We start from the raw sequence: 25,548 nt of genomic DNA, 5'->3' as shown, positions 1-25,548 counted from the left end.
TTGTTTTTATGTGTTTTTTTCTACTGAGTTCAAACCTTAATTTCCTGAAACCTTAGCAATCACTTTCTTGGAAGTTTCAATCAATGCATCCAGTAGGTCATAGACGACATTATAAAGAGCATTAGTATTAAACATAAAGAAAGCTGTGATAATTGCAGCTACGATTAAAAGGTAAGTCATGATATTCCTCGTATTGTTGTTATACTTATACATATATCATCTTAAAAATCAAAGTCAATATTATTTGCTTAAATATTTTATATATTTGAAAAATAAAAAAGCCAGCTTGTTATGCTGGCTTCAGGGGTTTGCGGTTTTCCTAGACCTACTTCATATTTTAGGAAACCATTCTTTTTTAGCTGCGAACCATTCTCTTGCTGAGCACAAGCTTCTATGATTGATTTGGTAGACTCTGAAAGAGAACTTGAAGCTGTTAGAAAGGCATACAAGCATGATGGCGATCATTGTGAATATTCCGATTGTCGCGCCATCAATGAAGTAATGAATAGCTCCCCCAAAGCAGAACAACGCGAATAGGAGCGAGACATAGAAGCTCAGAGTGAACATATTTTTGGTGTGGGCAATGTCCTCGTTTGTCACCATCAGCCTGGCTTGTGCCTGGTTGAAACTCTCCACTCTTGTAGATTTCTTAGGGATGAAGGCAACCTTTGCCAACTGAACGACCCAACCTGTAGTCTCTTTAATCGCCTGAACTCCAACGATTTTTCCCGCATACTCAACATTTTTTCTTCCAACATTCTTGATGCGCTCTTTTAAATTTAAATTAAACATAGCAATCTCCTTGTTATTTTAGCTATATTAATAGTTATATTGATTTTAAATTCAAAGTCAATAGTATCTGCTTAAAAAATCTAAAATGTTAAAAGGGATCCGATTTTTAAGCAAACAATATTGACTTTGCCTTTTTTATTTCTTACATATTATATATAACAATTTAATAAGGAGATGTTATGAAGAAGAGCTTAATAGGAGTTGTGGCGCTCGCGGCGATAGCACTATCAAATAATTCATTCGCACAGGCAGGAGATAGCACTAGCTTAAACATTGGTGGATACAGACAAGCCATGCAACAGCGACCAAGCACGGGTGCATATGATGGGCAATCTAGAGCCGTGTCCATCCCCACCCAAACTATTTATATTGTTCAGCCTACCCAAACGACTTATATTACCCAAAATGGCACAGTCGAATGTTCGTCATATAAAACCGTTCAATCAGGTTGGAGAGATGCGTCAGTGGGTGAAGTGCAATATTGGTCTAGAACATTTTACGGAACAAATTGCGGTGGTGGTTTTACTCCGCCTTCTTACCCTTTTTATGCAGGGACATTGAGGAATGATGCACAAAGTAATGTGTGTCAGGTAGATGCCTACAGGGTTCCAGTCTATACGACTGTCTGCGGAGGATGATGTTGAATAGCGATGGCGCCAAGCGAAAAGGTCAAGCATGTAATTGCTAAAACGAGAAGTCATTAGTAAGAGAAGATAGCCATCACAAGATGGCAAACATAGCAGCCCCTTTCCTTAACGGATCGGGGCTTTTTTTGATTTTATTTTTTATTTCGCTATGATAGATAGAACAACAATAAGAAGAGGAACACTATGGCGAATAATAATGGAAAGAAGCCTGAGCGCGACTATCAGCAAGAACTTACTGACAAGTTCATTGCTCGTATTGAAGAAGCGTTAGCAAGCGAAGAAAAGGGTTTGAAGTGGGATAAGCCGTTTGTCTTCAGTCCCGAATGGCCTAGAAACTCTTTTACGGGTGAGAGGTATCGTGGCTCCAATGTAGCCATTCTCATGACTGAGGAATTTGCCGATCCTAGATGGATTACCTTTAACCAAATGCAAACGCTGTCTAAGCAAACGAAAACGCCTTTAAAGCTAACGAAGGGAAGTAAGGCGAGTTACATCCAAAAAGTTATTCCGGCCTACGAAAAAGATGAGGAAGGGAATATCAAGAAGGATGCGAATGGTGTAGCTATTCCGGTTCGTGATGAAAATGGCAAAGAGAAGATAAGCTTCAGATACTATCCGATCTTTAACTGCTCACAGATTGAAGGTATAGAACCCTATGTGACGCCTACAAGACAGATTGCGCCGATTGAAGAGGTGGAGTTGCTTTCTGAGGCGCTTCAGGACAGAACAGGTTTGACGGTGGAACACACTGACCAAATGATGCCCTACTATGCACCTGGTAAGCACCTGGTCAACATGCCCCATCGCCATCACTTCAAAAGCAGTGAGATGTATGCCGCCGTTCTAGGTCATGAACTAGGACATAGCACAGGGCCGGCATTGGGTAGAAAAATGGATGGTGGCTTCGGCTCGGAAAGCTATGCTAAGGAAGAACTTGTTGCGGAGTTGACTTCAAGTTTCATGGCTGTTGAATTGGGCGTCCAGCATAATCCAGCGATGCATGAGAACATTGCCGCCTATCTCAAGTCGTGGCTGCAAGTCTTAAAGAACGATAAGACATTCATTTCAAAGGCTGCTACTCAGGCCGGCAAGGCCGTTGATTATCAGATGGAACATCTGAACGCTTACAAAGAAGAGTTGAAGTTGAAGCAAGAACGATCTGAGAAAGTTCAACTAGAACTATCTAGAACCGAACAGAAGAAAAAAAGCTCCGCTATAAGGGCTTAGGCTTCAACTTCTATTTTTGGAAGGTAAAAGTCCCTTAGTCTTTTGGTATGCCATCGTTTCAAAGAGAAAGTCTGCGACTGTTTTAGCGGCGTTCACTGCAAGCTTGGCGTGATGTTTAGCTGGCCTGTAGGATGTGGCGTGAGCGTCCGACATCTTGTTGCGCATAGTAGCTAGTCCATGCACGACGGACGACAGACCGGACAATACCTGCTTCAGCGCATCAGAGACATCTTTGCGGCTCGGATCAAGGTTCAGCAGGATGCGCACACGGTTGTAAGACCTCACCAAATCGCCATCCGGGTCAGGAGCATTGCTGTCAAGCTCCCTTTCAATGGATATCAACAGTGTCTCCACAAGGGAGCGTGCGTTGGTAATCGCACCGTCATAGTCCTCGGATGCGATCTTGTCCCGGCATTTGTTGATCTGCTCCTCAATGGCGATCTCGGTGATGTCGGAAGGCTTCTTGAAAGGAACCTCCACACTGATCAGCGAACCGCTGAGGCTTCTGACCTTGAAGAACATCCTGTCACGGATGACCTCATAGTTGTCATACTTCAGAAGGTCACTCACCTGGGCTGCGCATTCCTCTACGGGCTTCAACTCCTTCTGCGTGTTCATCCAGTTACGCGAGTCTAGCAGATCCTTGATGAGCTCCCTGAGGACATCCTTTCCGTTCAGAGCCCTCAACTTTTCTTCAACGAAGATGTATCGGGTAGGGAAGCCTTGCTCATATACATCGCGGAAGCCATACTCATTGAAGAGCTTCACAAGGTCGGGCCCACTTCGGTACGGCCAACCTTCTGTGTCGCCCGCGATCATCTTGGCCAGGTGCTTGATGGTGAACGGAGCCAGCTTCATCAGTCAGAGATTCTCTTGAAAGATGTCTTCAGTGGTGGAAAATCTTGATACCAGTCCGCGAACCCTCTTTCGTTATGTGCGTTTTTTAGGAGCACACGAGGGCTCATCCAGCTGGTCACATTCTTCTTTGGCTTCTCATGCCAAGAGAGATTGAAGGTGCACATTCCGCTACCATCAAAGAATTCCATGTCGCTATACGGAAGGTGGTCGTGTATCCAATATGCGAGAGAGCGCCAGTCGGCGCCGTCCTCATATTTATCCGTGAACCAAGGAATAGCGATGCACGCGGTTGCGCCGGCCAGCCCTTCGGCATCCCTGCGGTCCCAAATATGGCCTGCATAGTTGCTCTCGTTCTTTGCGCAGTTGTGCTTACCGATGCCGAGCTCATTCACCGAGCAGGATCGGAAAGAGGAACGGATCGCTACTCTGCCGAATGTTGCGTTCAGCGGCTCCAAAAGCTCTTCACATAGCCTTCTGCCTACTTCAATCGCTAAGTCAGGATCATCAGGTATGTTTTGGACGCCATAAAAGTTCGCTATTTCGCTATACAGGAACTCTCGCATATAGAAGGACTTGGACAACCTTACCCGCCCAAGCGTCTCCAAGGTGTCAACTGATCTAGGTTTCCGCATGCTTAACTATTTTCTTGGCGTGATCGTTCGCGTTTGCTGGTCATATTTGTAATGGACAATTTCGCCATTGATCAGCAATTCAACGGTAGTTTCAATCACATGCAGCGGTGCGATGAACCACTCCCGCGGCATTGATTTCTTCCCTTCGGTGTCAACTACTTCCACAGCCAAGCACGCGGTGCCGAAGAAAGTATGGAGAAGATGCTCCAGCTTCTGCGGGTTGAGGTTGTAACACTGAAATGCGGTAACGATCTTCACAGGAGCCATCAGGTAAGTCGGCTCTTTCGCAGCGTTTTTCACCCGTTCCTCAACCGGAGTCGTGGAATACCCGATTTTGTATAGATTGGCAATGGACGCAATCTCTGGTTGCTTGCTGAGAGACCGAAGGATGTAGATGTAGCCGGTCTGCTTGTCGTCTTCCTTGATCAGTTCCAGGTCCTCAAGCGCCTTGTCATGGTGATCCAAGATACGGCGTCCGGTCTCATCCTTGTATAGCTCAGTTGCTAGGGACCGAAGCAACATATTGGATTCCGTCTCATTTTCAAAAATGCAACGAAGCCGAGCGTTGACCTTCCCGTTCTTGGTTTCCTTCTCCCCTACCTCAGCCACATAGACCATGACGCCGTGGAGGACGAAAAAGTGCCCCTCCTTGATCTGCTGTTCCCCTGTAAAGGATCTGACCTCTCGTATGCCTTCGGCTAGCTCAGCATGGCATTGCTTAAAAAGATGCTCAAAATTGGCGAAATCTTTGCACGGCTTGCGCTGAGCGATCTTCTCAGGCATCTCTATGTTGGTCGGAACATTCTTAAGCCTAAAGATGCTTTCAGGCCCGTCATCTAGGATGCCTAGATCGTCGTCCGCGAAGATGTCCTTAAGGGACTGATAGACTTTATCCTGTGCCACTTCAGACTCGCCATAGCGCTGAGCTTGATCATCAGCACTTGTAGCTTCTTCGGGGCAAGGAGCCGGTGCACTCGCGTCCTGCGAGATGTTTGTCAGCGGAAGTAAGCCGAACTCATCATAGGGTTGCAGTAATTCGGCCTTTGCTCGATTGTTGCGTAAGCCTGCCAAGCGGCTATGCAACCTGAATTCTAACATGTTGCTCTTGTTCGCTTCGGGATTTCGACCGTGCTGTTTAACAAAGTCGGTGACTTCCTTAAACGAAGACACGAGGCGGTCGTCAGCACTCAGAGCTGCCGAGCCCTTTGCTTTCACAGAAAGTATCCCAAGGTCGTCATCTTCTAAGAGCTTGAGCAGCTTGTCCTTGTCCACCTTAGACCCCTTGCTGCCTACGCTGATTCTTGATGTAAACCACGGCATCGGCAAGGCGCCGTTCCAATGGGTCAACCGCATTCAGGTTTGGCTCACGACCATAGGTTTTGACGAAAACCTTAACCTTCGGCCAAAGAAGAATGGCTTCTTCTTCGGTCATGACAATCCGAGTAGCTTCTATAGTCTCTTGAATCAGCTTTAGGACTTGTGAAGTTACTGATTTGGATAAAATCTCAAATGCGGCTTGGAACGGATTAATTGAATCAATCAGGTCAATGTGCAGGTCGTCAATGTTAACGAACTTACCAGCCATACGGATAAATCGTTTATCGCCTTCTTCCTTGATCTCTCCATTCTTGATAACAGAATCAACCACGACATGCTGGCGAACTTCTTCAATTTCTGCGTCGCTCAGATCAGGATACTTAATCTTGATGATCTTAGGGATCATCACCTTATTGAGCACTTCTGGGTCCACATTGCCAGGAAGAGCCTTGATGATTTGATCGTCTTGAAGAATGATAGCCTTCAGATCGTTTAAGTCGGATTCAATAATCTCCTTAACGCGGGCGGTGCTCGGTTCTTTAAAGCCCTTAATCTTGATTTCACCCGGACCGTTGGTGTCGTCGTCGGTTTGCTTAGTCTTGAATTTAAAGTTAGGGGCCAATACCTGCTCCATGAGCAACGAACAGGTAATCGCCTTCAACATGTTGTTCACCGAAACTTTAACCAAATCGTCTGCCGCGTCTGGCTGAGCGATCAAATTGGTGAACTGTGCATGGGTTTTGTTACTGCTGTCGCGCGTGCAGCGTCCGATAATTTGGATAATCTCAGTAAGTGAGCCACGATAACCGACCGTTAGAGCATGTTCACAATACGGCCAGTCAAATCCTTCTTTCGCCATGCCGAGCGCGATAATCAAGTCTATGTCTTCTGGCGCCTTAATATTTCTTAGGTATGAAACTATACGGTCACGATCTTTCTGTTCGTCGTGAACTAAATCAGCAACCTTGATAATCTTTCCGTCACCGTGACGCTTCACGGAAATTACGCCGGTTTCGTGGTCCTGCTTGACGACTACCCCGATGGTGTCCAGGATGGTATCTACTTCCTCGTGCTTCTTCTTGGTCGACTCACCGGACTGCACACTTGGGATATGAAGTATGGTTTTCTTATCCGTGTCTAACACTTCCCCAACGGCAGAGGTGTACTTTCCTTGATAGAAGTGATATCCGATGCCAAGCGACTTTAGAAAAGTGTAACCGTTTAACTGCTCATAGTAGTTGTATGTAACTTTCGTGAACTTCTCTTCGTCTTCGGGCAGAAGAACAGGAACGCTATCGCCGCGGAAGTAGGAACCGGTCATTGCAACGATATGCACATTTGACTTGTTCATCACGCTTTCAAGCAGGATGCCTAGCTTGTTGTCCGCATCTGCCGATACATGATGAAACTCATCTATCGCAAGCAGGGTATCGTTAAAATCAGATTCTTCCAAAGCCTCAAATGCGAAACGAAGAGTCGCATGAGTGCATACCAATATCCGATCATTGCTCTGCATAAACCTAACGAATGCCTTAACCTTTCCGTTCTCACCTCCGGGGGTGCAAAGGTTGTTTTCTGGCTTCACTGTCCAATCAGCAAAGAATCCGCTTTCGGACAATTTGGTGCTATCAAAAGATGCACCAATAGAGCGCTCCGGAACCGCGACGATTGCCTTGCGTATTCCTTGCTCATTGAGCTTTGCCAACGCAAGGTACATAAGCGCTCTAGACTTACCAGAAGCTGGGGGTGCTTTCAGCAGAATGTATTGGCTGTTTCTAGCTTCATAGGCACGCTGCTGCATGTGTCGCATGCCCATGTTATTAGTCTTGGTGCTCTCACCAGTTTGAGCATATGTGACATCGACGATATTTGGCATCTTAGCTCCGTGTCATTTTTTCGTACAGCTTGAAAAGGCAGTTGAGCCGATCTTCGTCCGACTGCATTGCAGCTTTGCTGTAGCAATCGTCAACAGTTCTATCTAGCTTTTGATGTGCTTCAGCAAGATCGGCAGGCATGTCGTCGGGATCGTATAAGTCAGCAAGTGACTTTTCGGAGTAATTTTCTCGAATAGCCAACACTTCTAAAGCGCAGGCGGCAATTTCACGCTTTTTCAAATCGCTGATGGATGGGACCGGGAAACTGTTATATCCAATAGCTGCCGAGTAACGAACGCGCGTTTCGAGCTGGCCACATACCGCTTTAACCCAAACGATATGCATTTTGGAAGAAAGCAGTCCGAAATGAAAAGGTTGGGCGTTCGGAACGACATAAATCTGGTTCGATGCGATAACTTCCTTTTCAAGGAATGCTACGGGCAAGTAATTTCTGCGTTCTGAAGAAATTGTCGGCAACGCGAGATAGGACGCTGAAGGTTGGCGGATTTCGGCAAAGAGGTGAGGCGTCTGCGCAAGCTTTCTTGTTGCCTCTCGTTCGCTTTCAATTCTCCACTTCCTAACTTTTGCGACCCGTTCCGCGATAGCTGCGATCTTCATCGCTTTATCGGGCGAATCCGCGAGCCATACACAGTAGCGCTCAGCTCCTTGAAGAAGTTCTTTTGCTCCGATGAATGGTCTCAGATACTGTTTAGCCTCCGGTGCCGCATTCACAATTTCATCTCGCTCTTGGACTGTTAGCGTAAAATTCCCATCATCAAGGGCGAAGCTTCCGTAATTTATGGGCGGCAGATCGGAAAGTGCGCGCTTTCGGCTTTCGACAAGTACGTTATCGGCATTCGCCAAATAGCCGTTAATATTATTAGCCACCAGGCGATGGCTTCCGTTGAAAAGATATTTAGGCTTAGCGGATACCTGTCTAATGCCGATAATTACGCAAGTAACTCCAGCGTTGTTTTTTGCGCTATTCGTCCACTTAAAGGATAGATGGGCAAATGAAATTTCAAGCCCTAAAGCAAAGATTTGAGGCCACAGCAGAGATACCTGCACACCCTGAGCTATCGAGTTAGTTGATACGAACGCATACTCTGCCTTCGTTTTTCTAATATATTTGGCAGCTTTCACAAACCAGATTGAAATGTAATCAAGATCGCTGAACCCTTTTATATCACCCAGGGTATGATCCATATCAATTTTTTGCTGCTTACTTTGTTGGCGTGCGCCGAGATATGGAGGGTTTCCTAAGACATAAATCTCGTCTTCCCCGCTATTTTTACAAACAGAACTCCAGTCCACTGAAGCCGCATTAGCGCAAACGACATTCCCTCCTTGTTTCAAGGGAAGGGATGGGTTTGCGCTACCAAATTTCGATTTAAAAGCAACATTCATCTGGTGCTCAGCCAACCATAGCGAAAGGATCGCAACTTCGTGAGCAAAATCATCCAATTCAATGCCATGAAAGTTGGACAATTGAATGCCGGATAAGGCAAGCCCCATCTGTGGAGAAATGATCTTCAACCGATTGAAGATTTCCATTTCGAGCTTACGCAGTTCCTTGTAAGCAATAATCAGAAAATTGCCGGAGCCGCATGCTGGGTCAAATACTTTAATCTTTTCGATACGGCGTAGGAGTGCATCAAGCTTTTTCGGGCTATCTTCGCTGCGGCGGAATTCTTCGTACAGGTCGTTAAGGAAAAGCGGCTCTATCACCTTCATAATGTTCGGGACTGAGGTGTAGTGCTGCCCCATGTTTCCGCGGCGGTCAGGATGGATAACCGCTTGGAACATTGAGCCGAAAATGTCGGGATTTATTTGCGACCAGTTAAGCTCCGATCCGCATTCAATCAACATGGCTCTTGACTTGCGCGAGAAACGCGGAATCGCATATCTCGTTGCGAACAGTCCTCCGTTCACATATGGGAAAGCTTGAAGATATTGGGCGTACTTAGTACGATCCTTAGTGTTCAGGACATCGAAGAGCTTTTCCAGATAGATGCTGAGATCACTGCCATCCTCTGCGGTATGCGAGCCAATGCTGTTTGTGAAAAGGCTTTTAGAGAAGATTTCAGTATCTTCTGCGAAGAAACAAAATAAAAGTCGAGAGAGGAAGACATTTAGTGCGTGAACTGATTTCTCGTCCTGAGCAGGGTTGTCCTGCTTGAGGAGATCAAACAGCTTCGCCATCTTCTCGGCTGCTTTGACATCCGCCGGGTTCTCCGGAATGTACCGTGTCTTTTCTAGGCCGGCCCACGGCAGGAAGAAGTCAAAGTTTTTTCCGAGGTCCACGAAGGGGATGTCCAAAGTCTCACCCGTTCTTGTGTCCACGGCAAGAAGCGTGCTGAAATTCGTGACCGTCAAGAAGCGCGGCTCGTGCTTCGCGATGGCTTGGTCTTTTCTGATGTTGTCAATAATGCTATGAATACTGTCGTCTGGGACAGCCTTGAAGTAGAGGTTCTTCTTCCATAGAACCTCGTGTTCGCTCTTGGCTAGGTTGTAGCTGCCTGTCCCTGTTGTCTGAAGCCTCTTGATTGACGCTTTGGGTTTTCCGTATGCACCCAACAGGTCGTAGATAAAATTTGCTTGGCTTGATGTCTTCAGGAGGTTCTGGACATTTTCTTCAATCTGAGCGATGTTCATGTGTTATTGTCAGTTATGCAATAATTTGCCGAGTCTTACAGACCGTTGTGTTGATTAATGGTAACAGGAAGACTAGTTAACGGCCATACCACAAGCAGCCGAAAAGACGAAAAAATCGGTCTCGGCGTGTTGCCTTAGACCGACTTCTTCTATTGACAAGGTAACAAGGTATCAGGTAGGTGACCGGCCACGCTAGACAATGCTACTAGTCCCGGCACTTCTCCCTACAGTAGCTAATCTCTTCAGCCGAACGAATGCTTTTCATAGGCAATGGACAGTATTTCCTCTTGTGCCTGGCTTCGCTCGTCCTCAGTGGAACTCTCGTTGCGCAACACAGCAAGTAGTTCATCCATTCTTGGTCCTGCACCGAAGCTCGGCTGTGGCTGTTCTATCCCTTTGTCCTTCAATGCTTTGTCGTAAGCGAACTTGAGATGGTATTCCTTGCCATCAAGAGTCCAAGAAGTGTGAGACATCGGCTCTTTAACGGGTTCAGGCGTCTTTGCGGTGGTTGGCTTTACAGATGTGACTACAGGCGCACGGAGCGGCTTCTGAGGTGCTTCTAGCTTGACCTGGGCATGCACCTGGTTGGGCTGCTCTGCCTTTGGTTTCGGTGCCGCTACTGTGCAGTCAGTGAATAGCTTGTCAATCGGAATTTCTACATGTTTAGAAAACAGTTCCATGCATTCCCTCTTGGAAGGAAGTTTGTAGAAATACATGCCATTGCTGCGCTTCCACCTAGTCTTCCAGTTGTCTTCAAACTTGAAGATTTTGTTGAGCCCGGAGGATACGGCGTGCGGTGAGATGGAATTCTTCCCTAGAAGCGCATTGACTGCTGTAATAATTAGATGCTTGTCAATCTTGAATTCGCCATCATCCCAAGGACTAAGATCAATGTGGGTTCCGTCCGCTTCGAATAGTTCTAAATCATTGCTTAGAAGAGCATGGATGAATCTATCTATTCCACGGAAGCTTAGAGCTTGCGTATCAGCTTTTGCTTCGTTCATCACAGTCTCTTTGATCTTGAACTTAGATAAGTCTAGGTTCAAGAGAAGATGCATGATGTAGTGCTTTCCCTCTCCATAAAGCCATTCGTAGTATTTGTTCCAATATTCGTGATCGCCCTTTTTGGCATCTCTGCAATCGAAGACATTAAACCTTCTGTCACCCTTTCCGACAGGGGCAAGCCAATCTTCGTTGGAGGTGAAAATGCAAAAAGAGTAGTTTGGAATGGTGTAAGCAGAAAAATATTTGGTATTTATTTCTCTCGTTCCGCCTGTTAAGAAGTCTTTGATAACGCCTTCTTTGCTGACTTCGCCGCCCCAAACAGATTCTTCCATTAAAAAATATTTGACTTCTTTGGTGTGGTCATTCCATCCAGTCATGAAATCAAAATTTTTGAATGTCTTGGTGTGCCTTGGGCAGATTGCCTTTACATGCATTCCTAAACTTGTTTTACCGACTCCTTGCGGTCCTCTGACAGCAATGCAGTTCTCGGCAATCTTTCCAGGGTTCTGAACCGTCCAGGCAAGCAGCTGTATCAAGTGTTTCCTGTCTTGTTTAGTGCCAACAATCAGATTCTTTACATATCTCATGAAAGGTTTGATTGAACCTGCCTTTGGCTCAATATAGCCTTCCCAAAGGTTGTAATCGCTATCTTCTACTTTCTCCGAATTTGGCTCAAATACAATGCGATCATATTTTTTTGTTGACTTATCCATTAACCACATAGGGAAGAAGTGTTTTGTAGTTTTCTTCGGAAGCCCTTTTGACAAGTCAACGACATTGAAGTGTTCCTGAAGATAGAAATCTTTCGCATTCTGAAAGGTCATAAATTTCTCATGAATCGTACCGTCTTTTAGTTTCTTCTTGGTGACGAAGGCTGGCTTGCCGTTGACATCAACGATGCATGAGTGTTTAAACTGTTCTTTGTATTTGAGGTATTCTTGAAGGTCGTATTTGGTGGAAAAAAGCATTCCATCAAACATCAAATCAGAATTATAGACGCCCCCAAAAGCGTCCGTTAGTGGCTCAGCTTCGGGCTTAGCTTGGTCATTGGATGCAAGATTTAAAACCGTTTTTTTCTCTTCTTCTGTAGCTGTGCCATCAATGACTTTTTGCAATAGGGATTTTAAACTGCTGCCGTCGTTATTGACATTTTCATTATTTTTATTATTATTCATAGAGATACCTTTAAATTATCTGTCTACCATTTCCTCGTTTATTAGTTATGGGTATTTGTGAAAGCGATCTTGGCGAAGGTCGCTTTTTTATTTACCGATATAAACCATAGTTCCTTGCTCCTTTGCCTCTCGGACTTGTTGAGCGGTGTTCTTGACGAAGTTTCTTATTAACTGCTGTAGGTTATAGCCTTCGGCCCTTATGAAGTCCGCATCATCCATCAACTCGTCATTCATTACAGTATTCAGAAATCTATATTCTTTCTTTGGTTTTTTTTGCTTAACTGCTTGCATAATCTTCTCCTAAGTTCTTGTTCATGCATATACTTATATTAAATTAAAAAATATTGTCAATACTTTTCAATCGTTTTTCTTAAAATATTTTGAAAGATTCTACTTTCTACCTTCTTGGGGTCCTGAAAAAGAGCCTTAGAAAAATGCGATTTTAAAAGTCTTTGGTAAAAAGGTAGAAAAGTTAGAAAAGGTAGAAATTCGGCTGGAGCCTAGATAAATACAGGCTTTCTAAATTCTACCTTTCTTATTTTCTGCTTTAAAAAGGTAGAAAAGGTAGAATACTTAGGATGAAAACGGCTGAATTCGGCTGCTTTTTGGTTTTAAAAATTTTTCTGATCAACTTGAAATTTTCCGAAAGGTAGAATTTTCAGAAAGAAAGGTAGAATTTTTCCGAAGGCAGAATCCGTTAGGAAGGGTTAAAGGTTGCGGGTAGCAACCTCCTTAATGGAGAGAACAAGTGTAGTGAAATTCAAAGTCTACTCATGGAATAAGTTCCAGGTCTTCGCCCCTCCCCTTTAAAGGCTGAAGCCTTCGTTTCTGCTGTCGCAGTCCGTATGCTCTTAACAGAAATTTGAATTCGCAATCGTAGGGACGAAAAAAAACCACCCCGAAGGGTGGCTTTCGTTGATCGTGCCGATTTTATTTCCTGCGCTTGGCGTGTGAAGCTGCTTGGGCTTCGCCTTTGCTTTCTTCACTTCCAAAATTAAAATCAATCTTGTCGGCATCGGCGGGCTTGATCCCGAAGCGATTAAGAAAATCGCGCTTGTTCTCGTAAATCTTTTGTCCGGCTTTGGCTTTTTGTCCTTCCTTAAATTGGGCAAGCCAATCTTTGAACTGTGGCGAAGCATTCGCAACAACATGTTCATAGCCTTTAGCAGTAATAGCTTTGATAAACTGAGGCTGCCAACCACGGCCGATATAATTCTTGTTCCAATCCCATTCAAAGGAAGTATCGTTACTCATCGGTTCACCTTTTGCGTTTTTTGGCATTTCAAAGCCATAGTCGGCAAAGTTGAAGGTGCCGATAATCAGCGCTTCTTTAGGCTCATCTTTACGCTTGCTCTGCTTGTTGGCAAGTTGATCGCCTTCCTTGCTGACTACATGGGAAGGTTTGATCCATCCTTGTTGCTCGGCGTAAGCCTTTACATCGTCGGGGTTGTAGACATGCGAAGCCATGAGCTTTGCGAAGTCAATTTCAAGTTCGCTCAGGCTCTTCAATGCAGTGCTTACCTTGCCCTCATATTCTTCCTTGTCCTGCTTCATCTGCTTATTCAGGTTGAAGAGGTCTTGTTGAAGCTGCTGAAATTCCTGCTCATCAGTGCAGTCCTTCAATGCAGTAAGAATATTTTGTTTTTTTTGCTCTTGTTCCTGGTAGCGAAGCATCGTGAACTCCCTGAAAAGTGAAATTAAAAGAAGGATTAAAACATAACCACAAGGATAATTATATAGATTAGATTTTAAGCGTCCAGCTATTTTTGTTTAAAAATATGGTTCTTCTTAGGTTTTTGTGCATGTTTTAGTAGGCTGAGTCTATTCTTAAGATCTCCCTAAGCTCATCATGTTCATCTTGACTCAGAAAGGCGTCCTTCACCCCTTTGAGGAACTTCATGGCTGAGATCACTGTATCTCGGTCGGCAGAGTCCACCTTGCCCACGGTGTTTATGTTGTCAAATGCGCTTGGTAAAGTGCTGAAATCGGCGTAATCGCCTTCCTGCACCAGGTATCTATACTCTTCAATGAAAGAAGATAGCTTTAGAAGCCTTCGGGCGAGTGAAGCACAGCCTTGTGCAACGCCTATTTGGCCGTCTGCGATGACCGACCTGCCGTGCAGTGCAAGGGCTTCATAATCTGCAAGAAACTTGACTCCGACCTTCCTTAACTTCTCTCTCCTGATGATGTCAGCAATCTTGTCGTCATTGCTCTGAAGGTCGTTCTCATCAGGGAAGTAGATGGTCACGCTATCCTGACTCTTCCAATTTGGCGTGTCCCTGTCTAGCTTCAATTCCACATACTTCTGTAGCCACACAAACTTGGTCTGCTTTGATGCGTTTGATGTATGGAAAAGGAAGAACGGAACATCAAACATGAGAGCATAGTTGATCGTGTCCACCGGGAAGCCTCCCAGCTTGACGCTATCTTTAAACTCCGCGTCTGTTCCCTTCACCTGAACAAAGATGAAGTCACCCGTTGCATCGTCCATGTCATAACGCTCAAGCTGGAGATCAATGCCGTAGTCCCTCTCGTCCAGGCTACGAACCAGCCAATGCTCGTTCAAGTGAGTGAAGATGTGTCTTACGGCTTTTGTGTCAATACGATGTGTCTCGATTCTTTTTGGCATGATGCTTGTTCAGTTCTGTAAGTGAAGGATAGAAGATGTGTTGATTATATACAACTATTCCTAATCATCAACAAATTCCTAATGATCTTGAGCGCTTGGCTTCCACTTAGCTTTCACGAGAATGGCGTCAAGGCAAAGAGCGACTACCACAATAGCTAGGGTTTAGTCCCTTGCGTTGCGGAAATTGCCCTTCTAATGTATCTTATGGTAGTAAAAATGAAGGTTTCCCGCATGTAGGGCTAGGGATCGTGCCGACAGATCATGCAAACAAAAGGGTGATAGCGCAATTATGAATTTTTTGTTTCGGGTTTTACTAACCTTCAATGCTACATCGCTATTGGTAATTATCTTCCTTGTGCAAAAGGGCCATACCTTAGCACATTTCTTCAAATGCCTTATTTATCTAAATAAACTTCCCAATGCAGTCTCATATGGAGTCTATTTATCGGTCCCTATAACCCTTACTCTGCTAAGCATTGTTCTCAGTTCAAAGTTAGGCAAGGATCGATTTGTAGCAGGCGACATAGTCAGTATTGAGCATGCGAACAATAGCTTCTTACCCAGCTACCTGGGCTACTTCTTTGTTGCGCTAAGTGTGTCAAACGAAGAAACTCTAGTGTTTGTCTACGGACTTCTTTTCGTCTTCACATTTTTGTCTCAGGCTCTGTATTTTAATCCTCTGTTTCTGCTTTTCGGCTTCGAGTTTTACAACATTACGACAAAGAACGGTGCGTCAATCTTCTTAATAAGCCGACACCGTTATAAAACACCAAATGAAATTGATATTCCTACAGTCAATAGAATAAACGATTACACATTTATAGAGAGGGGTTGACGAATGCATTATGTGTTGGCAAAAATCAAGGGAAATGGCAAAAAGAAGATCTTCAAACTTCTATCGGATAAAACCCTTTTCGACATTGAAGTTATTGCTCCAGGAATGTGCGTTGACTACAGCACCGATCACAACCTAGATGAGGATTCTTGGTTCAAAATTGAACAGTTCAGTAGCAAGCAGTTTTGTATAGATCTACTCAAAGTCGATTTTGTGCCTGCTGAATATGATGAGCTGACAAGAAGCCAATTCACCAAGATATCCTATCTGTGTGCCATCCAGGACGGCGACTATTACTTTCAAAAAGTGACCCCATCCTTATTCCTTTCTAGAAAGATGATCGCATTTGGCGAGGTGGCTCAACTTGAGCAGACCGATAATCGCTTGGTCGTAAACTCGCAACCAGATGCCGTCTACCTGAAACAGTCGGATACATTGGTGTTCAAAAACCTGGCGACCATTTCTAGCATCTTTAAGGGAATTGATGAGCTTTATAAGGAAGCGACGGACGAAGAAGTTGTAAAGTTTCTTGAGATGCCGTTCGTCGAAGCCCAAAACGGCTTCGATAAATCAAAGGTATCTAAGCCAAACAGAAAGCGTGTTGCTCTTGCTTTGGATACCCTAGCCAGCATGTCAGAGGAAGATCGCGGTCTAATGCTCGGTTATGTTGAGAGTTATTGTTCTGCGAGGTTAAAATTTGATCAGGATTTGCAGGCGGTCCAGGTTTCCAGCGACGAAGAACTAAAATTTTTATTATATGGAGTTGAACAGCGTTTCTACACCACCCCATTTGGAAAAGAAAAACGCTTGGCAAATTCTGTTCAGTTGATAGGCGGAAACGGGGCTGGATGAGCGAGGTCTATGATCCTCGTTGGGGCTATCACATAGATTCTTGAGCCCTAAGATTACAAGACGAAAAAAAGGCCCTCATTCCTGGGCCTTTTTGTTTAGCTGTTCTTTTCTTTTTTCGTCAAATCAATGAGATTGACTAGCGACGAAATCTGCATCAAAGATGCTTTGGCAATTTTGCGTCGTTGTGCCGATGGCATAGGATTTTGTTCTTAGCATCCAGCCCTCTCGCTTGATTTTCCTTATGTAGTTTTACCTCAGCAGATGAATATTTTCTCTTAGCTCATCTACGAAGTGAGAATTATCGTCCCATTGATAGCCACCCTCCTTCAGCTTAGCTAGTAAAGCGTTGACCGACGATATTTTATGAAGTAGGTCTCTGAACAACTCTACTATCGAAACGAATTCGTTTGTAAAGCTCGGATAACGGATAGATACTTCACGATAGTACCCATCGTGTTCGTCATATCCATTAGAAGTGCTCCTTGAATTCAAAGTTCGCAGAAGGAACTGATCAGGAGTTTCGTTGCCATGCTCAAGATCAAGGTAGCTTTGCAAGTTTTTTGGCTGTTCAAAGGCTATAAATTTTAAGAAAGAATCTTGTGGCCGACTATCTCTCAAAAGTCGCCTGTAGATGCCATCAATGAATTCTTCAAGGAATTGACCGTAACCAGATAGCGTTACATCGTTCTTAAACGAGGCAATTTCCAATGAAGCCTTCGAATGTATGAAGCACAGCAGTGTATCAATGTAGATATTCGAATCTCTTTGAATGTTATTGACGACATCGCGAGATTCGGACAGTTGCGAACCCCACTTTGAACTCAATATCGTTCCGCTTTTCTGAAGCTCGATGTGAAGGTCATTGATCAAAGAATTTGCTTGCGTGCTCAATTCTTCACTCTTTGATATCTTTACCGACTCTTTAGTATAGGTCTTTGCATCCTGCCAAAAATTGAATAAGGAATTGTATTTTTTTAGGATGCCCTCACTGCCCGCCACTTTATGCAACCTATGCAGTTCTTCAATGACTGGCGAATAATCCATCAAAATCCGCAGATCACCCTTGGATCTGAAGAGTTCAGCAAACTCTGGAAGAGAAAGTCCTTCAGATAGATAGCCGATCTGCCCCTTTTTGTTTCGTGCTGCGATCATCAGTTTTTGATCGGCCATAAGCGCTCCTACCTCAATCAAAGATTTATTCTTGTTCCCCAGCTTCTGCATCCCACTTCTTCAACAGAGCCAGCTTCTCACCTATCTTGATCTCCAATCCCCTTGGCACCGGCTGATACCAATGAGGTTCTTCTATGCCTTCAGGAAGGTAAGTCTCGCCAGCAGCATACGCGTTGGGTTCATCATGAGCATATCGGTATTCATGCCCATATCCAAGTTCTTTCATCAGTTTGGTAGGTGCGTTGCGAAGATGAACAGGAACTTCACGGCTCTTGTCCTTCTTTACGAACGCTCGTGCCTGGTTGTAGGCGTTGTAACCCGCATTGCTCTTGGCAGCGACAGCCAGATAGATCACTGCCTGGCCTAGTGCCAACTCTCCTTCAGGACTACCTAGACGCTCATAGGTTAAGGCAGCATCGTTCGCAATCTGCATGGCTCTTGGATCGGCCAAACCGATGTCTTCCCAAGCCATACGAACAATGCGCCGTGCAAGATACCGGGGATCAGCACCACCGTCCAACATTCTTGTCAGCCAGTAGAGGGCAGCATCAGGATGAGAGCCGCGAACAGACTTGTGCAATGCAGAGATTTGGTCGTAGAAGTTGTCCCCACCTTTATCAAACCTTCTACTGTTCAGGGACAGTGCATTTTGAACGAAGTTAGCATCAATCTTCGTCACACCTGAAGCACTTGCCGAAGTGTCGCATTGTTCTAGTAGGTTTAAGAACCTTCGTGCATCTCCATCTGCATAGCCAACGATGGTGTCAACAGCGATCTCGTCAAACTGAAGGTGTCCAAGAACTTTCTCTTGGGCTCGTGTCAGCAGTTGTTTCAACTCTTGTTCAGTGAGTGACTTCAGGACATACACCTGAGCACGGGACAGCAAAGCTGAATTTACTTCAAACGAAGGATTTTCAGTGGTCGCACCGATGAAGGTCACTAGCCCACTCTCTACATAGGGCAAGAGGGCATCTTGTTGTGACTTATTAAATCGGTGAATCTCATCCACAAAAAGAATAGTGTGCGAGCCTTGAGCAAGGTTTTGCTCTGCTTGTTCCATTGAAGCTCGGATGTCCTTCACTCCAGCGAACACAGCAGACAGGGCAATAAATTTGCAATCAAAAGCTGATGCGGTGAGCCGTGCCAATGTCGTTTTACCGACACCCGGCGGTCCCCAAAAAATCATGGAGTGAGGCTTACCCGACTGAAACGCAAGCCTTAATGGCTTCCCTTCTCCTAGTAGGTGCGACTGTCCTATCACTTCGTCCAAAGTCCGCGGTCGTAGAGCTTCGGCCAACGGTGGGTTAGGCTCCCTTCCGAACAGATCAGCCATGTTGCGGCCTCCCTTGGGGAGCCATCTTCAGCAGTTGGAGCTGTGCTTCAAGCACAAAACAAGCACAATTGACCAGTTTAAACCATTGATTTATAATGATTTTCACTGCCTTGTTGAAGCGGTGGATCTCGTCGATGAAGAGGATGGTGTGCTTGCCGCCGGCCAGGTAATGCTCGGCCTGTTCGATGGACGCGCGGATGTCCTTCACGCCGGACAGCACCGCCGACAGCGCGATGAACTCGCAGTCGAAGGCGTTCGCGGTCAGGCGCGCGAGCGTGGTCTTGCCGACGCCCGGCGGGCCCCACAGGATCATCGAATGCGGGCGGCCCGACTGGAACACCAGGTTGAGCGGCTTGCCCGGCCCCAGCAGGTGGCTCTGGCCGATGACTTCGGCGATGGTCTTGGGGCGCAGGGCCTCGGCCAGCGGCGGCGAAGGCTCGGCCTTGAAAAGATCGTGGTTGTCCATGCCGCCAGTGTAGCCGATGGCGGGCAAGACGGCAGGATGCTTGACTGAGCTTACTTGAGCTTACTTGAGCTTACCTGAGCAGCACGCGGCCGTAGGCGGTGTCGGTGCGCTCGCCCTTCAGCCCCGGGTCGAAGCCGAAGCGGCAGCTTTCCACGTACTTCACCAGCGCGGCGGCCATCGCAGGCGCCAGGCCCGCCGCTTCCGGCTTCACGCCATGCGGCTTGCCGGCGGCGTCGACCAGCAGGCGCACCTTGATTCCATCGGGTCCGCTGGGCGCGTTTTCGTAGGGCTGGAAGGCGGCGAAGCGGCCGTGCGCGGCGCAACTGCCGGGCACCAGGTGCGGGCGCAGGACGGCGCCGCCGCTCAGGTCCCAGACGTATTGCACGGGCAGCGCAGCGCCTCCGGCGCGCGCGGCCTGCGCCGGCGTGAACTTGCAGGCCTGGATGGTGTGGATGGCGGCATCGTCGAGCATCGCCCAGCCGCTCGACCTGGCGACCTGCACGCCGATGACGCGGCCGTCCGGGGCGAGATGGAAGCGCAGAGACGTGATGCCCTGGAGCTCGTAGCGCAGCGCCTCGCGCGGATACGCCGGCCCGGCGCAGGAGGCGAGCGGCAGCGGCGCCTGGGCGGCGGCCGGCAGTGCGGGCAAGGCGGCCAGCGCCGCCGTCAGCAGTGTCGGCAACACTGCGCGCCGCGCCTTACTGGTTGACCACGTCCGCCCCTTTCGGGACGTCGAACTTGAACTGCTGGGCGCCCAGCTGCGGGTTGCGCTGGAAGTTGGTGAACTTCAGCACCGAGGTCTGGCCGAAGGAATCCTTCAGCTCCATCGCCTGCGGCACGCCGTCCTTCAGGCCGATGCCGATGTGTTCGAAGGTCGTGTCCTTGGCCTTCGGGGTCGCGGTCAGCCATTCCAGGCCGTCGCGCGTGCCGGCGTCCGCCAGGGTGAAGTTCTTTTCGAGGTCGTTGCTGCCGAACAGGATCGCGGCCGGCGAGCTGCCCAGCGCATTGCCCAGCTTGCGGGTGGTGACCTGGTTCAGGTCCTTGTCGTAGACGTAGAGGGTGTCGCCATCGGCCTGCAGCACCTGCTCGTAGGGCTTCTGGTAGGTCCAGATGAACTTGCCGGGGCGGGCGAACACGAAGGTGCCGGACGCCGCCGGCGGGGTCTTGCCGGTGGTCGACTTGCGCACCTGGGTCTGGGTGAACTCGCCGCGCGCGGCCTTGGTACCGGAGACGAAGGACTTGAACTGGTCGAGGGCATTGGCGGAGGCCGAGCCGGCCAGGGCCAGGGCGCCGGCCGCCAGCAGTGTGTTCAGGGCGAGTTTCAGCTTGATGTTCATGTTTTTCCTTTTATTCGGCGCTGGTCGCGGGCACCAGGATGTCGCGGTTGCCGTTCGACTGCATCGGCGACACCAGCCCGCTCTGCTCCATCTGTTCGATCAGTCGGGCAGCGCGGTTGTAGCCGATGCGCAGGTGACGCTGCACCAGCGAGATCGAGGCCTTGCGGTTCTTCAGCACGACCTGCACGGCCTGGTCGTACAGGGCGTCGGATTCGCCGCCGCCCTCGCCGGCCGCTGCGCCCTCGGCGCCGCCGCCCTCTTCCAGCACGCCGCCTTCGAGAATGCCCTCAATGTAATTCGGTTCGCCCGTCGATTGCAGATGTTTTACAACTCGATGCACTTCGTCGTCCGAGACGAAGGCGCCGTGCACGCGCACCGGCAGGCCGGTACCCGGCGGCATGTACAGCATGTCGCCCATGCCCAGCAGCGTTTCCGCGCCCATCTGGTCGAGAATGGTGCGCGAGTCGATCTTCGAGCTCACCTGGAACGCGATGCGGGTCGGGATGTTGGCCTTGATCAGGCCCGTGATCACGTCCACCGACGGCCGCTGGGTAGCAAGGATCAAGTGGATGCCGGCCGCGCGCGCCTTCTGCGCGATACGGGCGATCAGCTCCTCGACCTTCTTGCCGACCACCATCATCAGGTCGGCCAGCTCGTCGATGATGATGACGATGGTCGGCAGCTTTTCCAGCGGCTCGGGATTGTCCGGCACGATCGAGAACGGGTTCGGGATGTGCTCTTCGCGCTTGGCCGCTTCCAGGATCTTGGCGTTGTAGCCGGCCAGGTTACGCACGCCCAGCTTCGACATCAGCTTGTAGCGGCGCTCCATCTCGTTCACCGCCCAGTTCAGCGCGTGCCCTGCCTGGCGCATGTCGGTCACGACCGGCGCCAGCAGGTGCGGGATGCCTTCGTACACCGACATCTCCAGCATCTTCGGGTCGATCAGGATCAGGCGCACGTCGTCCGGGTCGGATTTATAGAGCAGCGACAGGATGGTGGCGTTGATGCCCACCGATTTACCCGAACCGGTGGTGCCCGCCACCAGCAGGTGCGGCATCTTGGCGAGGTCGGCGACCACCGGCTTGCCGGCGATGTCCTTGCCCAGCGCGACGGTCAGGCTGGACGGGCTGTCGCCGTACACCTTCGAACCGACGATTTCCGTCAGGCGCACGATCTGGCGTTTCGGGTTCGGCAGCTCCAGCGCCATGTAGTTCTTGCCGGGGATGGTCTCGACCACGCGGATCGAGGTCAGCGACAGCGAACGCGCCAGGTCGCGCGCCAGGTTGACGATCTGGCTGCCCTTCACGCCGGTGGCCGGCTCGATCTCGTAGCGGGTCACGACCGGGCCCGGATAGGCGGCGACCACCTTGGCTTCGACGCCGAAGTCGGACAGCTTTTTCTCGATCAGGCGGCTGGTGAACTCCAGGGTCTCGATGGCGACCGATTCCTGGGCCGGCGGCGCGTCGTCCAGCAACCCAAGCGGCGGGAGCAGCGAGTCGCCCGGCATGCCGTCGAACAGTTTGTTCTGCCTTTCCTTCTCCGCGCGCTCGGAGCGCGGCACGCTGACCACCTGGGGCTCGATCTTGATCGGCGCCGGCGCGGATGCGGCAGCCGAGGCGGACGATGCCGGCGACGGCGGCGGCGCGAACGCAGGCTCGCGCGGCGCAGGCGCAGGCGCCGGCATGCGTGGCGTCACCACGCCGTCTTCGTCCACGTCCTCCAGCTGCGCGCCCGGCTGCCCGTCCAGCACCGGCTCGGCGCGCGGCTCCAGCCTGGTGTCCGCCTGCGGCTCGGCCTTGTCGGCCTTGCCCTTGCCGACCTTCGACATGACCTTGGCCAGGAAGCCCGGCGCCGGGGCGGGATCGTCCGCGTCCGGCTGCGGCTGCAACTGCGGCTGCGGCGCGGCCTTCGGGGCCGGGGCGTGCTTCTCGACGTACTTGGCGCGCTCGTTCACCACCACCTCGTCGCGGCGGCTGGCGGCCGCTTCGCCGTGGCGGCGGTCTTCGCGGTCCTCGATGCGCAGGCGGAACCAGTCGAAGCTCGCCTCGACCGATTCGCCGATGCGCTCGGCCACCGCCAGCCAGGACACCTGGAAGTACCAGGAAAAGCCCAGTCCGAACAGGAGCAGCAGCAACAGGGTCGCGCCGGTGAAGCCGAAGGCGCCGTCGGCGGCATGGCCGATCAGCTGGCCGAGTACGCCGCCGGGCTTGCGCGGCAGCTCCACCTTCAGCGACCACATGCGCAGGTATTCGAGGCCGACGCTGCCCGCGAACATCAGCGCGAAGCCGACCCAGCGGATCACGGCCTCGCCCTGGTGTTCGGGTTCGGGCTCGGCGCCCTGGATCACGAAGCGGTTGTGCAGGCGCCGGTAGCCCTTCCACACGGCGCGGCCGAAGCAGACGCACAGCCACCAGGCGGAAAAGCCGAAGATGAACAGCAGCAGGTCGGCCAGCCAGGCGCCGGCGCGGCCGCCCAGGTTGGCGACGTGGGCGACGGCGTTCTCGTGCGACCAGCCCGGATCGGCCTTGTTATAGCTGAGCAGGATGAGCACGAAATACAGCAGCGCCACGGCGGTCGCCAGCCAGCGCGCTTCCGACAGCAAGCGCACCAGCCGGTTTGGCATCGGCTGCCGGGGCGGCGCAGGCTTGCGGGTATAGGTCGAAGTTGTCGATTGACTATTCTTGCTCATGCTGATTGAAACGGATGCTGCGGGGTAGTTTCCCCAAAGATCGACCATTCTACGCGATAGATAGCCCGGTGGGCCCATGATTCATGCTCGCGTGCATCATCGACTATAATGTGCGCCACATATCCCCTTGATAAAGTGGGTTTTCAGCCCCAGTTCCCTTTCCCCACCAATAAGACGAATTCCTGCAATGACCACTCGCAAACACGCCAAAGTCCTGATTCTCGGTTCCGGCCCGGCCGGTTACAGCGCCGCCGTTTACGCCGCGCGCGCCAACCTGAGCCCGATGCTGGTGACCGGCGTCGAGCAGGGTGGCCAGCTGATGACCACGACCGATGTCGAGAACTGGCCCGGCGACCCGCTGGGTGTCCAGGGTCCCGAACTGATGCAGCGCCTGCTGCAGCACGCGGAGCGCTTCAATACCGAGATCGTGTTCGACCACATCCACACGACGCACCTAGATGAGAAGCCGATCCGCCTGGTCGGCGATTCGCACGAGTTCACCTGCGACGCCCTGATCATCGCGACCGGCGCCTCGGCCCAGTACCTGGGTCTGCCGAGCGAACAGGAATTCATGGGCAAAGGCGTGTCGGCCTGCGCCACCTGCGACGGCTTCTTCTACCGTAACCAGGAAGTGGCGGTGATCGGCGGCGGCAATACCGCGGTCGAAGAGGCCCTGTATTTGTCCAACATCGCCAGCAAGGTGACTTTGATCCACCGCCGCGACAAGTTCCGCGCCGAGCCGATCCTGGTCGATCGCCTGATGCACAAGGTCGAGGAAGGCAAGATCGTGCTGGAACTGAACCAGACCCTGGACGAGGTGCTGGGCGACGCCAGCGGCGTTACCGGCCTGCGCCTGAAGTCGGCCGCCGGCACAGACACGAAGGATCTCAAGGTGCACGGCCTGTTCGTGGCGATCGGCCACAAGCCGAACACCGGCATCTTCGACGGCCAGCTCGAGATGCACAACGGCTACATCAAGACCCGCAGCGGCACCGAGGGCATGGCCACGGCCACCAGCGTCGAGGGCGTGTTCGCCGCCGGCGACGTGCAGGACCACGTGTACCGCCAGGCGATCACCTCCTCGGGTACGGGCTGCATGGCGGCGCTGGACGCGCAGCGCTACCTCGAAGCTTTGGAGTAATCTGAGGGGGAATCGACGAACCTACTGCGCGTTGCCTTGTCGGCCTGCGATGCTCGCTACGGTTCTTCGATCCCCCCGTAAGGCTAACAATGCAAGACGGCAGGAATGAAAGACTTCAGTGATCTCAAATCCTTCCGCGAGAAGCTGAAGGAAGACGAGCGCCAGCGCGCCATCGAAAAGGCGGTGCGCGAGCGGCGCGAACGCATCGAACGCGAGAACGCGGTCGAGTTCCGCTCGGCCGTCAAGGACGTCACGCCGATACCGGAATCGGACCGCTATGTATGGCGTCCCGCCAGGGAAGCCGAGCTGCGCGCCTCGTCGACCGGCCAGCGCCCCCGCCTGCCCGAGGACGAAGTCGCGGCGGTGCTGCGCGAATCGATGCTGTCCGACCAGTTCGACGTCGACGGCCTGCTCGACGAAGATCCGACCCTGAGCTGGTCGGCGCCCGGCGTCGGCCCCGACGTCGTGAAAAAACTCCGCAAGCGCCACTGGCAGGTCGAGGACGAACTGGACCTGCACGGCTATACCCGCGACCTGGCGCGGCGCATGGTGGACGCCTTCCTGCGCCGCTCCAGCAAGCGTGGGGTGCGCTGCGTGCGCATCATCCACGGCGTCGGCTACGGCTCGGCGGGCGGCGAACCGGTGCTGCGCGGGATGGTGCACAGCTGGCTGGTGCAGACCGCCGAGACGGTCGCCTTCTGCGTGGCCAACCGCAGCGACGGCGGCAACGGCGCCCTGATCGTGCTGCTGCGCCCCGCCCTCGAGGCCGACGACTGACTTTTACATTTATTCACTCTTCCCGGCCAATACGACCCGAAAATCTCTTATTGTTGCGTTTATTTGTGAAACGCAGGACGGCGACTGTGTGAAAGTTGTAAAATCCTGCCTAAGCAGTGCCGCCGGGGTCCTGCATG

At 50.4% G+C, this 25,548-nt stretch carries 22 protein-coding genes; 5 read left to right on the top strand and 17 right to left on the bottom strand.

The window, feature by feature from the left end; genetic code table 11:
- Positions 1-36 precede the first annotated feature (36 nt).
- Complete coding sequence (locus AM586_RS28410) at positions 37-180, bottom strand: hypothetical protein (RefSeq protein ID WP_162600592.1); 144 nt, start codon at positions 178-180, stop codon at positions 37-39.
- A gap of 150 nt (positions 181-330) precedes the next feature.
- Positions 331-792, bottom strand: coding sequence for a hypothetical protein (locus AM586_RS24655; RefSeq protein WP_060566775.1), 462 nt, complete (start codon positions 790-792; stop codon positions 331-333).
- Positions 793-971: 179 nt separating this feature from the next.
- On the opposite strand from AM586_RS24655, the gene AM586_RS28405 reads away from it, so the two are divergent.
- Positions 972-1,430, top strand: coding sequence for a hypothetical protein (locus AM586_RS28405; RefSeq protein WP_162600591.1), 459 nt, complete (start codon positions 972-974; stop codon positions 1,428-1,430).
- A gap of 192 nt (positions 1,431-1,622) precedes the next feature.
- Positions 1,623-2,666, top strand: coding sequence for an ArdC family protein (locus AM586_RS24650; RefSeq protein WP_082439524.1), 1,044 nt, complete (start codon positions 1,623-1,625; stop codon positions 2,664-2,666).
- Between the two features lie 3 nt (positions 2,667-2,669).
- Here the strand turns inward: AM586_RS24650 and AM586_RS24645 are convergent, their stop codons facing one another.
- From AM586_RS24645 to AM586_RS24615, 9 genes are all read right to left on the bottom strand, one after another.
- A complete protein-coding gene (locus tag AM586_RS24645) occupies positions 2,670-3,524 on the bottom strand; it encodes an abortive infection family protein (RefSeq protein WP_047825446.1) in 855 nt (284 codons plus the stop codon).
- The gene (locus AM586_RS24640) at positions 3,524-4,105 is read right to left on the bottom strand and encodes a hypothetical protein (RefSeq protein ID WP_204116200.1); all 582 of its coding nucleotides are present in this window, start codon (positions 4,103-4,105) and stop codon (positions 3,524-3,526) included. Before AM586_RS24640 ends, AM586_RS24645 begins: the two co-directional genes overlap by 1 nt.
- 57 nt (positions 4,106-4,162) lie before the next feature.
- Positions 4,163-5,428 (bottom strand): GIY-YIG nuclease family protein, encoded by a 1,266-nt coding sequence (locus AM586_RS24635; protein WP_047825447.1) that lies wholly within the window; start codon positions 5,426-5,428, stop codon positions 4,163-4,165.
- Position 5,429: 1 nt separating this feature from the next.
- Positions 5,430-7,349, bottom strand: coding sequence for a DEAD/DEAH box helicase (locus AM586_RS24630; RefSeq protein ID WP_047825448.1), 1,920 nt, complete (start codon positions 7,347-7,349; stop codon positions 5,430-5,432).
- A gap of 1 nt (position 7,350) precedes the next feature.
- On the bottom strand, positions 7,351-10,002 hold the full coding sequence (locus tag AM586_RS24625) for a DNA methyltransferase (RefSeq protein WP_060566771.1): 2,652 nt from the start codon (positions 10,000-10,002) through the stop codon (positions 7,351-7,353).
- A gap of 242 nt (positions 10,003-10,244) precedes the next feature.
- Positions 10,245-12,182: a primase-helicase family protein gene (locus tag AM586_RS28400; protein WP_162600590.1), complete on the bottom strand. Its 1,938-nt coding sequence runs from the start codon at positions 12,180-12,182 to the stop codon at positions 10,245-10,247.
- Between the two features lie 87 nt (positions 12,183-12,269).
- Positions 12,270-12,473: a hypothetical protein gene (locus tag AM586_RS28395; protein WP_162600589.1), complete on the bottom strand. Its 204-nt coding sequence runs from the start codon at positions 12,471-12,473 to the stop codon at positions 12,270-12,272.
- Between the two features lie 639 nt (positions 12,474-13,112).
- Entirely contained in the window at positions 13,113-13,856 is a 744-nt protein-coding gene (locus tag AM586_RS28390; protein ID WP_162600588.1) for a hypothetical protein, read from the bottom strand.
- A gap of 133 nt (positions 13,857-13,989) precedes the next feature.
- A complete protein-coding gene (locus tag AM586_RS24615; RefSeq protein ID WP_060566767.1) occupies positions 13,990-14,811 on the bottom strand; it encodes a DUF4365 domain-containing protein in 822 nt (273 codons plus the stop codon).
- Between the two features lie 838 nt (positions 14,812-15,649).
- On the opposite strand from AM586_RS24615, the gene AM586_RS24605 reads away from it, so the two are divergent.
- On the top strand, positions 15,650-16,498 hold the full coding sequence (locus AM586_RS24605) for a hypothetical protein (RefSeq protein ID WP_060566765.1): 849 nt from the start codon (positions 15,650-15,652) through the stop codon (positions 16,496-16,498).
- 249 nt (positions 16,499-16,747) lie between these two features.
- Here the strand turns inward: AM586_RS24605 and AM586_RS28385 are convergent, their stop codons facing one another.
- The 6 genes from AM586_RS28385 to AM586_RS24580 form a co-directional block, all read right to left on the bottom strand.
- On the bottom strand, positions 16,748-17,668 hold the full coding sequence (locus AM586_RS28385) for a hypothetical protein (RefSeq protein ID WP_162600587.1): 921 nt from the start codon (positions 17,666-17,668) through the stop codon (positions 16,748-16,750).
- Between the two features lie 25 nt (positions 17,669-17,693).
- Positions 17,694-19,001, bottom strand: coding sequence for a replication-associated recombination protein A (locus AM586_RS24600; protein ID WP_082439522.1), 1,308 nt, complete (start codon positions 18,999-19,001; stop codon positions 17,694-17,696).
- Positions 18,994-19,467, bottom strand: a complete 474-nt coding sequence (locus AM586_RS24595; RefSeq protein WP_082439842.1) for an AAA family ATPase — start codon at positions 19,465-19,467, stop codon at positions 18,994-18,996. The genes AM586_RS24600 and AM586_RS24595 overlap by 8 nt, the downstream gene beginning before the upstream one ends.
- A 70-nt stretch (positions 19,468-19,537) precedes the next feature.
- Entirely contained in the window at positions 19,538-20,152 is a 615-nt protein-coding gene (locus AM586_RS24590) for an energy transducer TonB (protein ID WP_082439521.1), read from the bottom strand.
- A 13-nt stretch (positions 20,153-20,165) separates the two neighbouring features.
- Complete coding sequence (gene lolA / locus AM586_RS24585; RefSeq protein ID WP_047825450.1) at positions 20,166-20,804, bottom strand: outer membrane lipoprotein chaperone LolA; 639 nt, start codon at positions 20,802-20,804, stop codon at positions 20,166-20,168.
- A gap of 10 nt (positions 20,805-20,814) precedes the next feature.
- Positions 20,815-23,493 (bottom strand): DNA translocase FtsK, encoded by a 2,679-nt coding sequence (locus AM586_RS24580; protein ID WP_047825451.1) that lies wholly within the window; start codon positions 23,491-23,493, stop codon positions 20,815-20,817.
- A 187-nt stretch (positions 23,494-23,680) separates the two neighbouring features.
- On the opposite strand from AM586_RS24580, the gene trxB reads away from it, so the two are divergent.
- Positions 23,681-24,634: a thioredoxin-disulfide reductase gene (trxB, locus tag AM586_RS24575; protein WP_047825452.1), complete on the top strand. Its 954-nt coding sequence runs from the start codon at positions 23,681-23,683 to the stop codon at positions 24,632-24,634.
- 105 nt (positions 24,635-24,739) lie between these two features.
- A complete protein-coding gene (locus tag AM586_RS24570; RefSeq protein WP_047825453.1) occupies positions 24,740-25,411 on the top strand; it encodes a Smr/MutS family protein in 672 nt (223 codons plus the stop codon).
- The last annotated feature ends 137 nt before the right edge of the window (positions 25,412-25,548 follow it).

Origin of the sequence: Massilia sp. WG5 (assembly GCF_001412595.2) — a bacterium.
Classification (GTDB): domain Bacteria; phylum Pseudomonadota; class Gammaproteobacteria; order Burkholderiales; family Burkholderiaceae_D; genus Telluria.
The sequence above is the reverse complement of the archived record's forward strand: the minus strand, read 5'-3'. Positions and strand labels throughout refer to the sequence as shown.

Excerpts from the sequence above, each read along its gene's own strand:
- AM586_RS24600 (WP_082439522.1), bottom strand. The coding sequence starts at position 19,001 with ATGGCTGATCTGTTCGGAAGGGAGCCTAACCCACCGTTGGCCGAAGCT.
- AM586_RS24615 (WP_060566767.1), bottom strand. The coding sequence starts at position 14,811 with ATGCCAAAAAGAATCGAGACACATCGTATTGACACAAAAGCCGTAAGA.
- lolA (WP_047825450.1), bottom strand. The coding sequence starts at position 20,804 with ATGAACATCAAGCTGAAACTCGCCCTGAACACACTGCTGGCGGCCGGC.
- AM586_RS28395 (WP_162600589.1), bottom strand. The coding sequence starts at position 12,473 with ATGCAAGCAGTTAAGCAAAAAAAACCAAAGAAAGAATATAGATTTCTG.
- AM586_RS28410 (WP_162600592.1), bottom strand. The coding sequence starts at position 180 with ATGACTTACCTTTTAATCGTAGCTGCAATTATCACAGCTTTCTTTATG.
- AM586_RS24645 (WP_047825446.1), bottom strand. The coding sequence starts at position 3,524 with ATGAAGCTGGCTCCGTTCACCATCAAGCACCTGGCCAAGATGATCGCG.
- AM586_RS28400 (WP_162600590.1), bottom strand. The coding sequence starts at position 12,182 with ATGAATAATAATAAAAATAATGAAAATGTCAATAACGACGGCAGCAGT.
- trxB (WP_047825452.1), top strand. The coding sequence starts at position 23,681 with ATGACCACTCGCAAACACGCCAAAGTCCTGATTCTCGGTTCCGGCCCG.
- AM586_RS24570 (WP_047825453.1), top strand. The coding sequence starts at position 24,740 with ATGAAAGACTTCAGTGATCTCAAATCCTTCCGCGAGAAGCTGAAGGAA.
- AM586_RS28385 (WP_162600587.1), bottom strand. The coding sequence starts at position 17,668 with ATGGCCGATCAAAAACTGATGATCGCAGCACGAAACAAAAAGGGGCAG.
- AM586_RS24595 (WP_082439842.1), bottom strand. The coding sequence starts at position 19,467 with ATGGACAACCACGATCTTTTCAAGGCCGAGCCTTCGCCGCCGCTGGCC.
- AM586_RS28405 (WP_162600591.1), top strand. The coding sequence starts at position 972 with ATGAAGAAGAGCTTAATAGGAGTTGTGGCGCTCGCGGCGATAGCACTA.
- AM586_RS24605 (WP_060566765.1), top strand. The coding sequence starts at position 15,650 with ATGCATTATGTGTTGGCAAAAATCAAGGGAAATGGCAAAAAGAAGATC.
- AM586_RS24625 (WP_060566771.1), bottom strand. The coding sequence starts at position 10,002 with ATGAACATCGCTCAGATTGAAGAAAATGTCCAGAACCTCCTGAAGACA.
- AM586_RS24655 (WP_060566775.1), bottom strand. The coding sequence starts at position 792 with ATGTTTAATTTAAATTTAAAAGAGCGCATCAAGAATGTTGGAAGAAAA.
- AM586_RS24650 (WP_082439524.1), top strand. The coding sequence starts at position 1,623 with ATGGCGAATAATAATGGAAAGAAGCCTGAGCGCGACTATCAGCAAGAA.
- AM586_RS24580 (WP_047825451.1), bottom strand. The coding sequence starts at position 23,493 with ATGAGCAAGAATAGTCAATCGACAACTTCGACCTATACCCGCAAGCCT.
- AM586_RS24630 (WP_047825448.1), bottom strand. The coding sequence starts at position 7,349 with ATGCCAAATATCGTCGATGTCACATATGCTCAAACTGGTGAGAGCACC.
- AM586_RS28390 (WP_162600588.1), bottom strand. The coding sequence starts at position 13,856 with ATGCTTCGCTACCAGGAACAAGAGCAAAAAAAACAAAATATTCTTACT.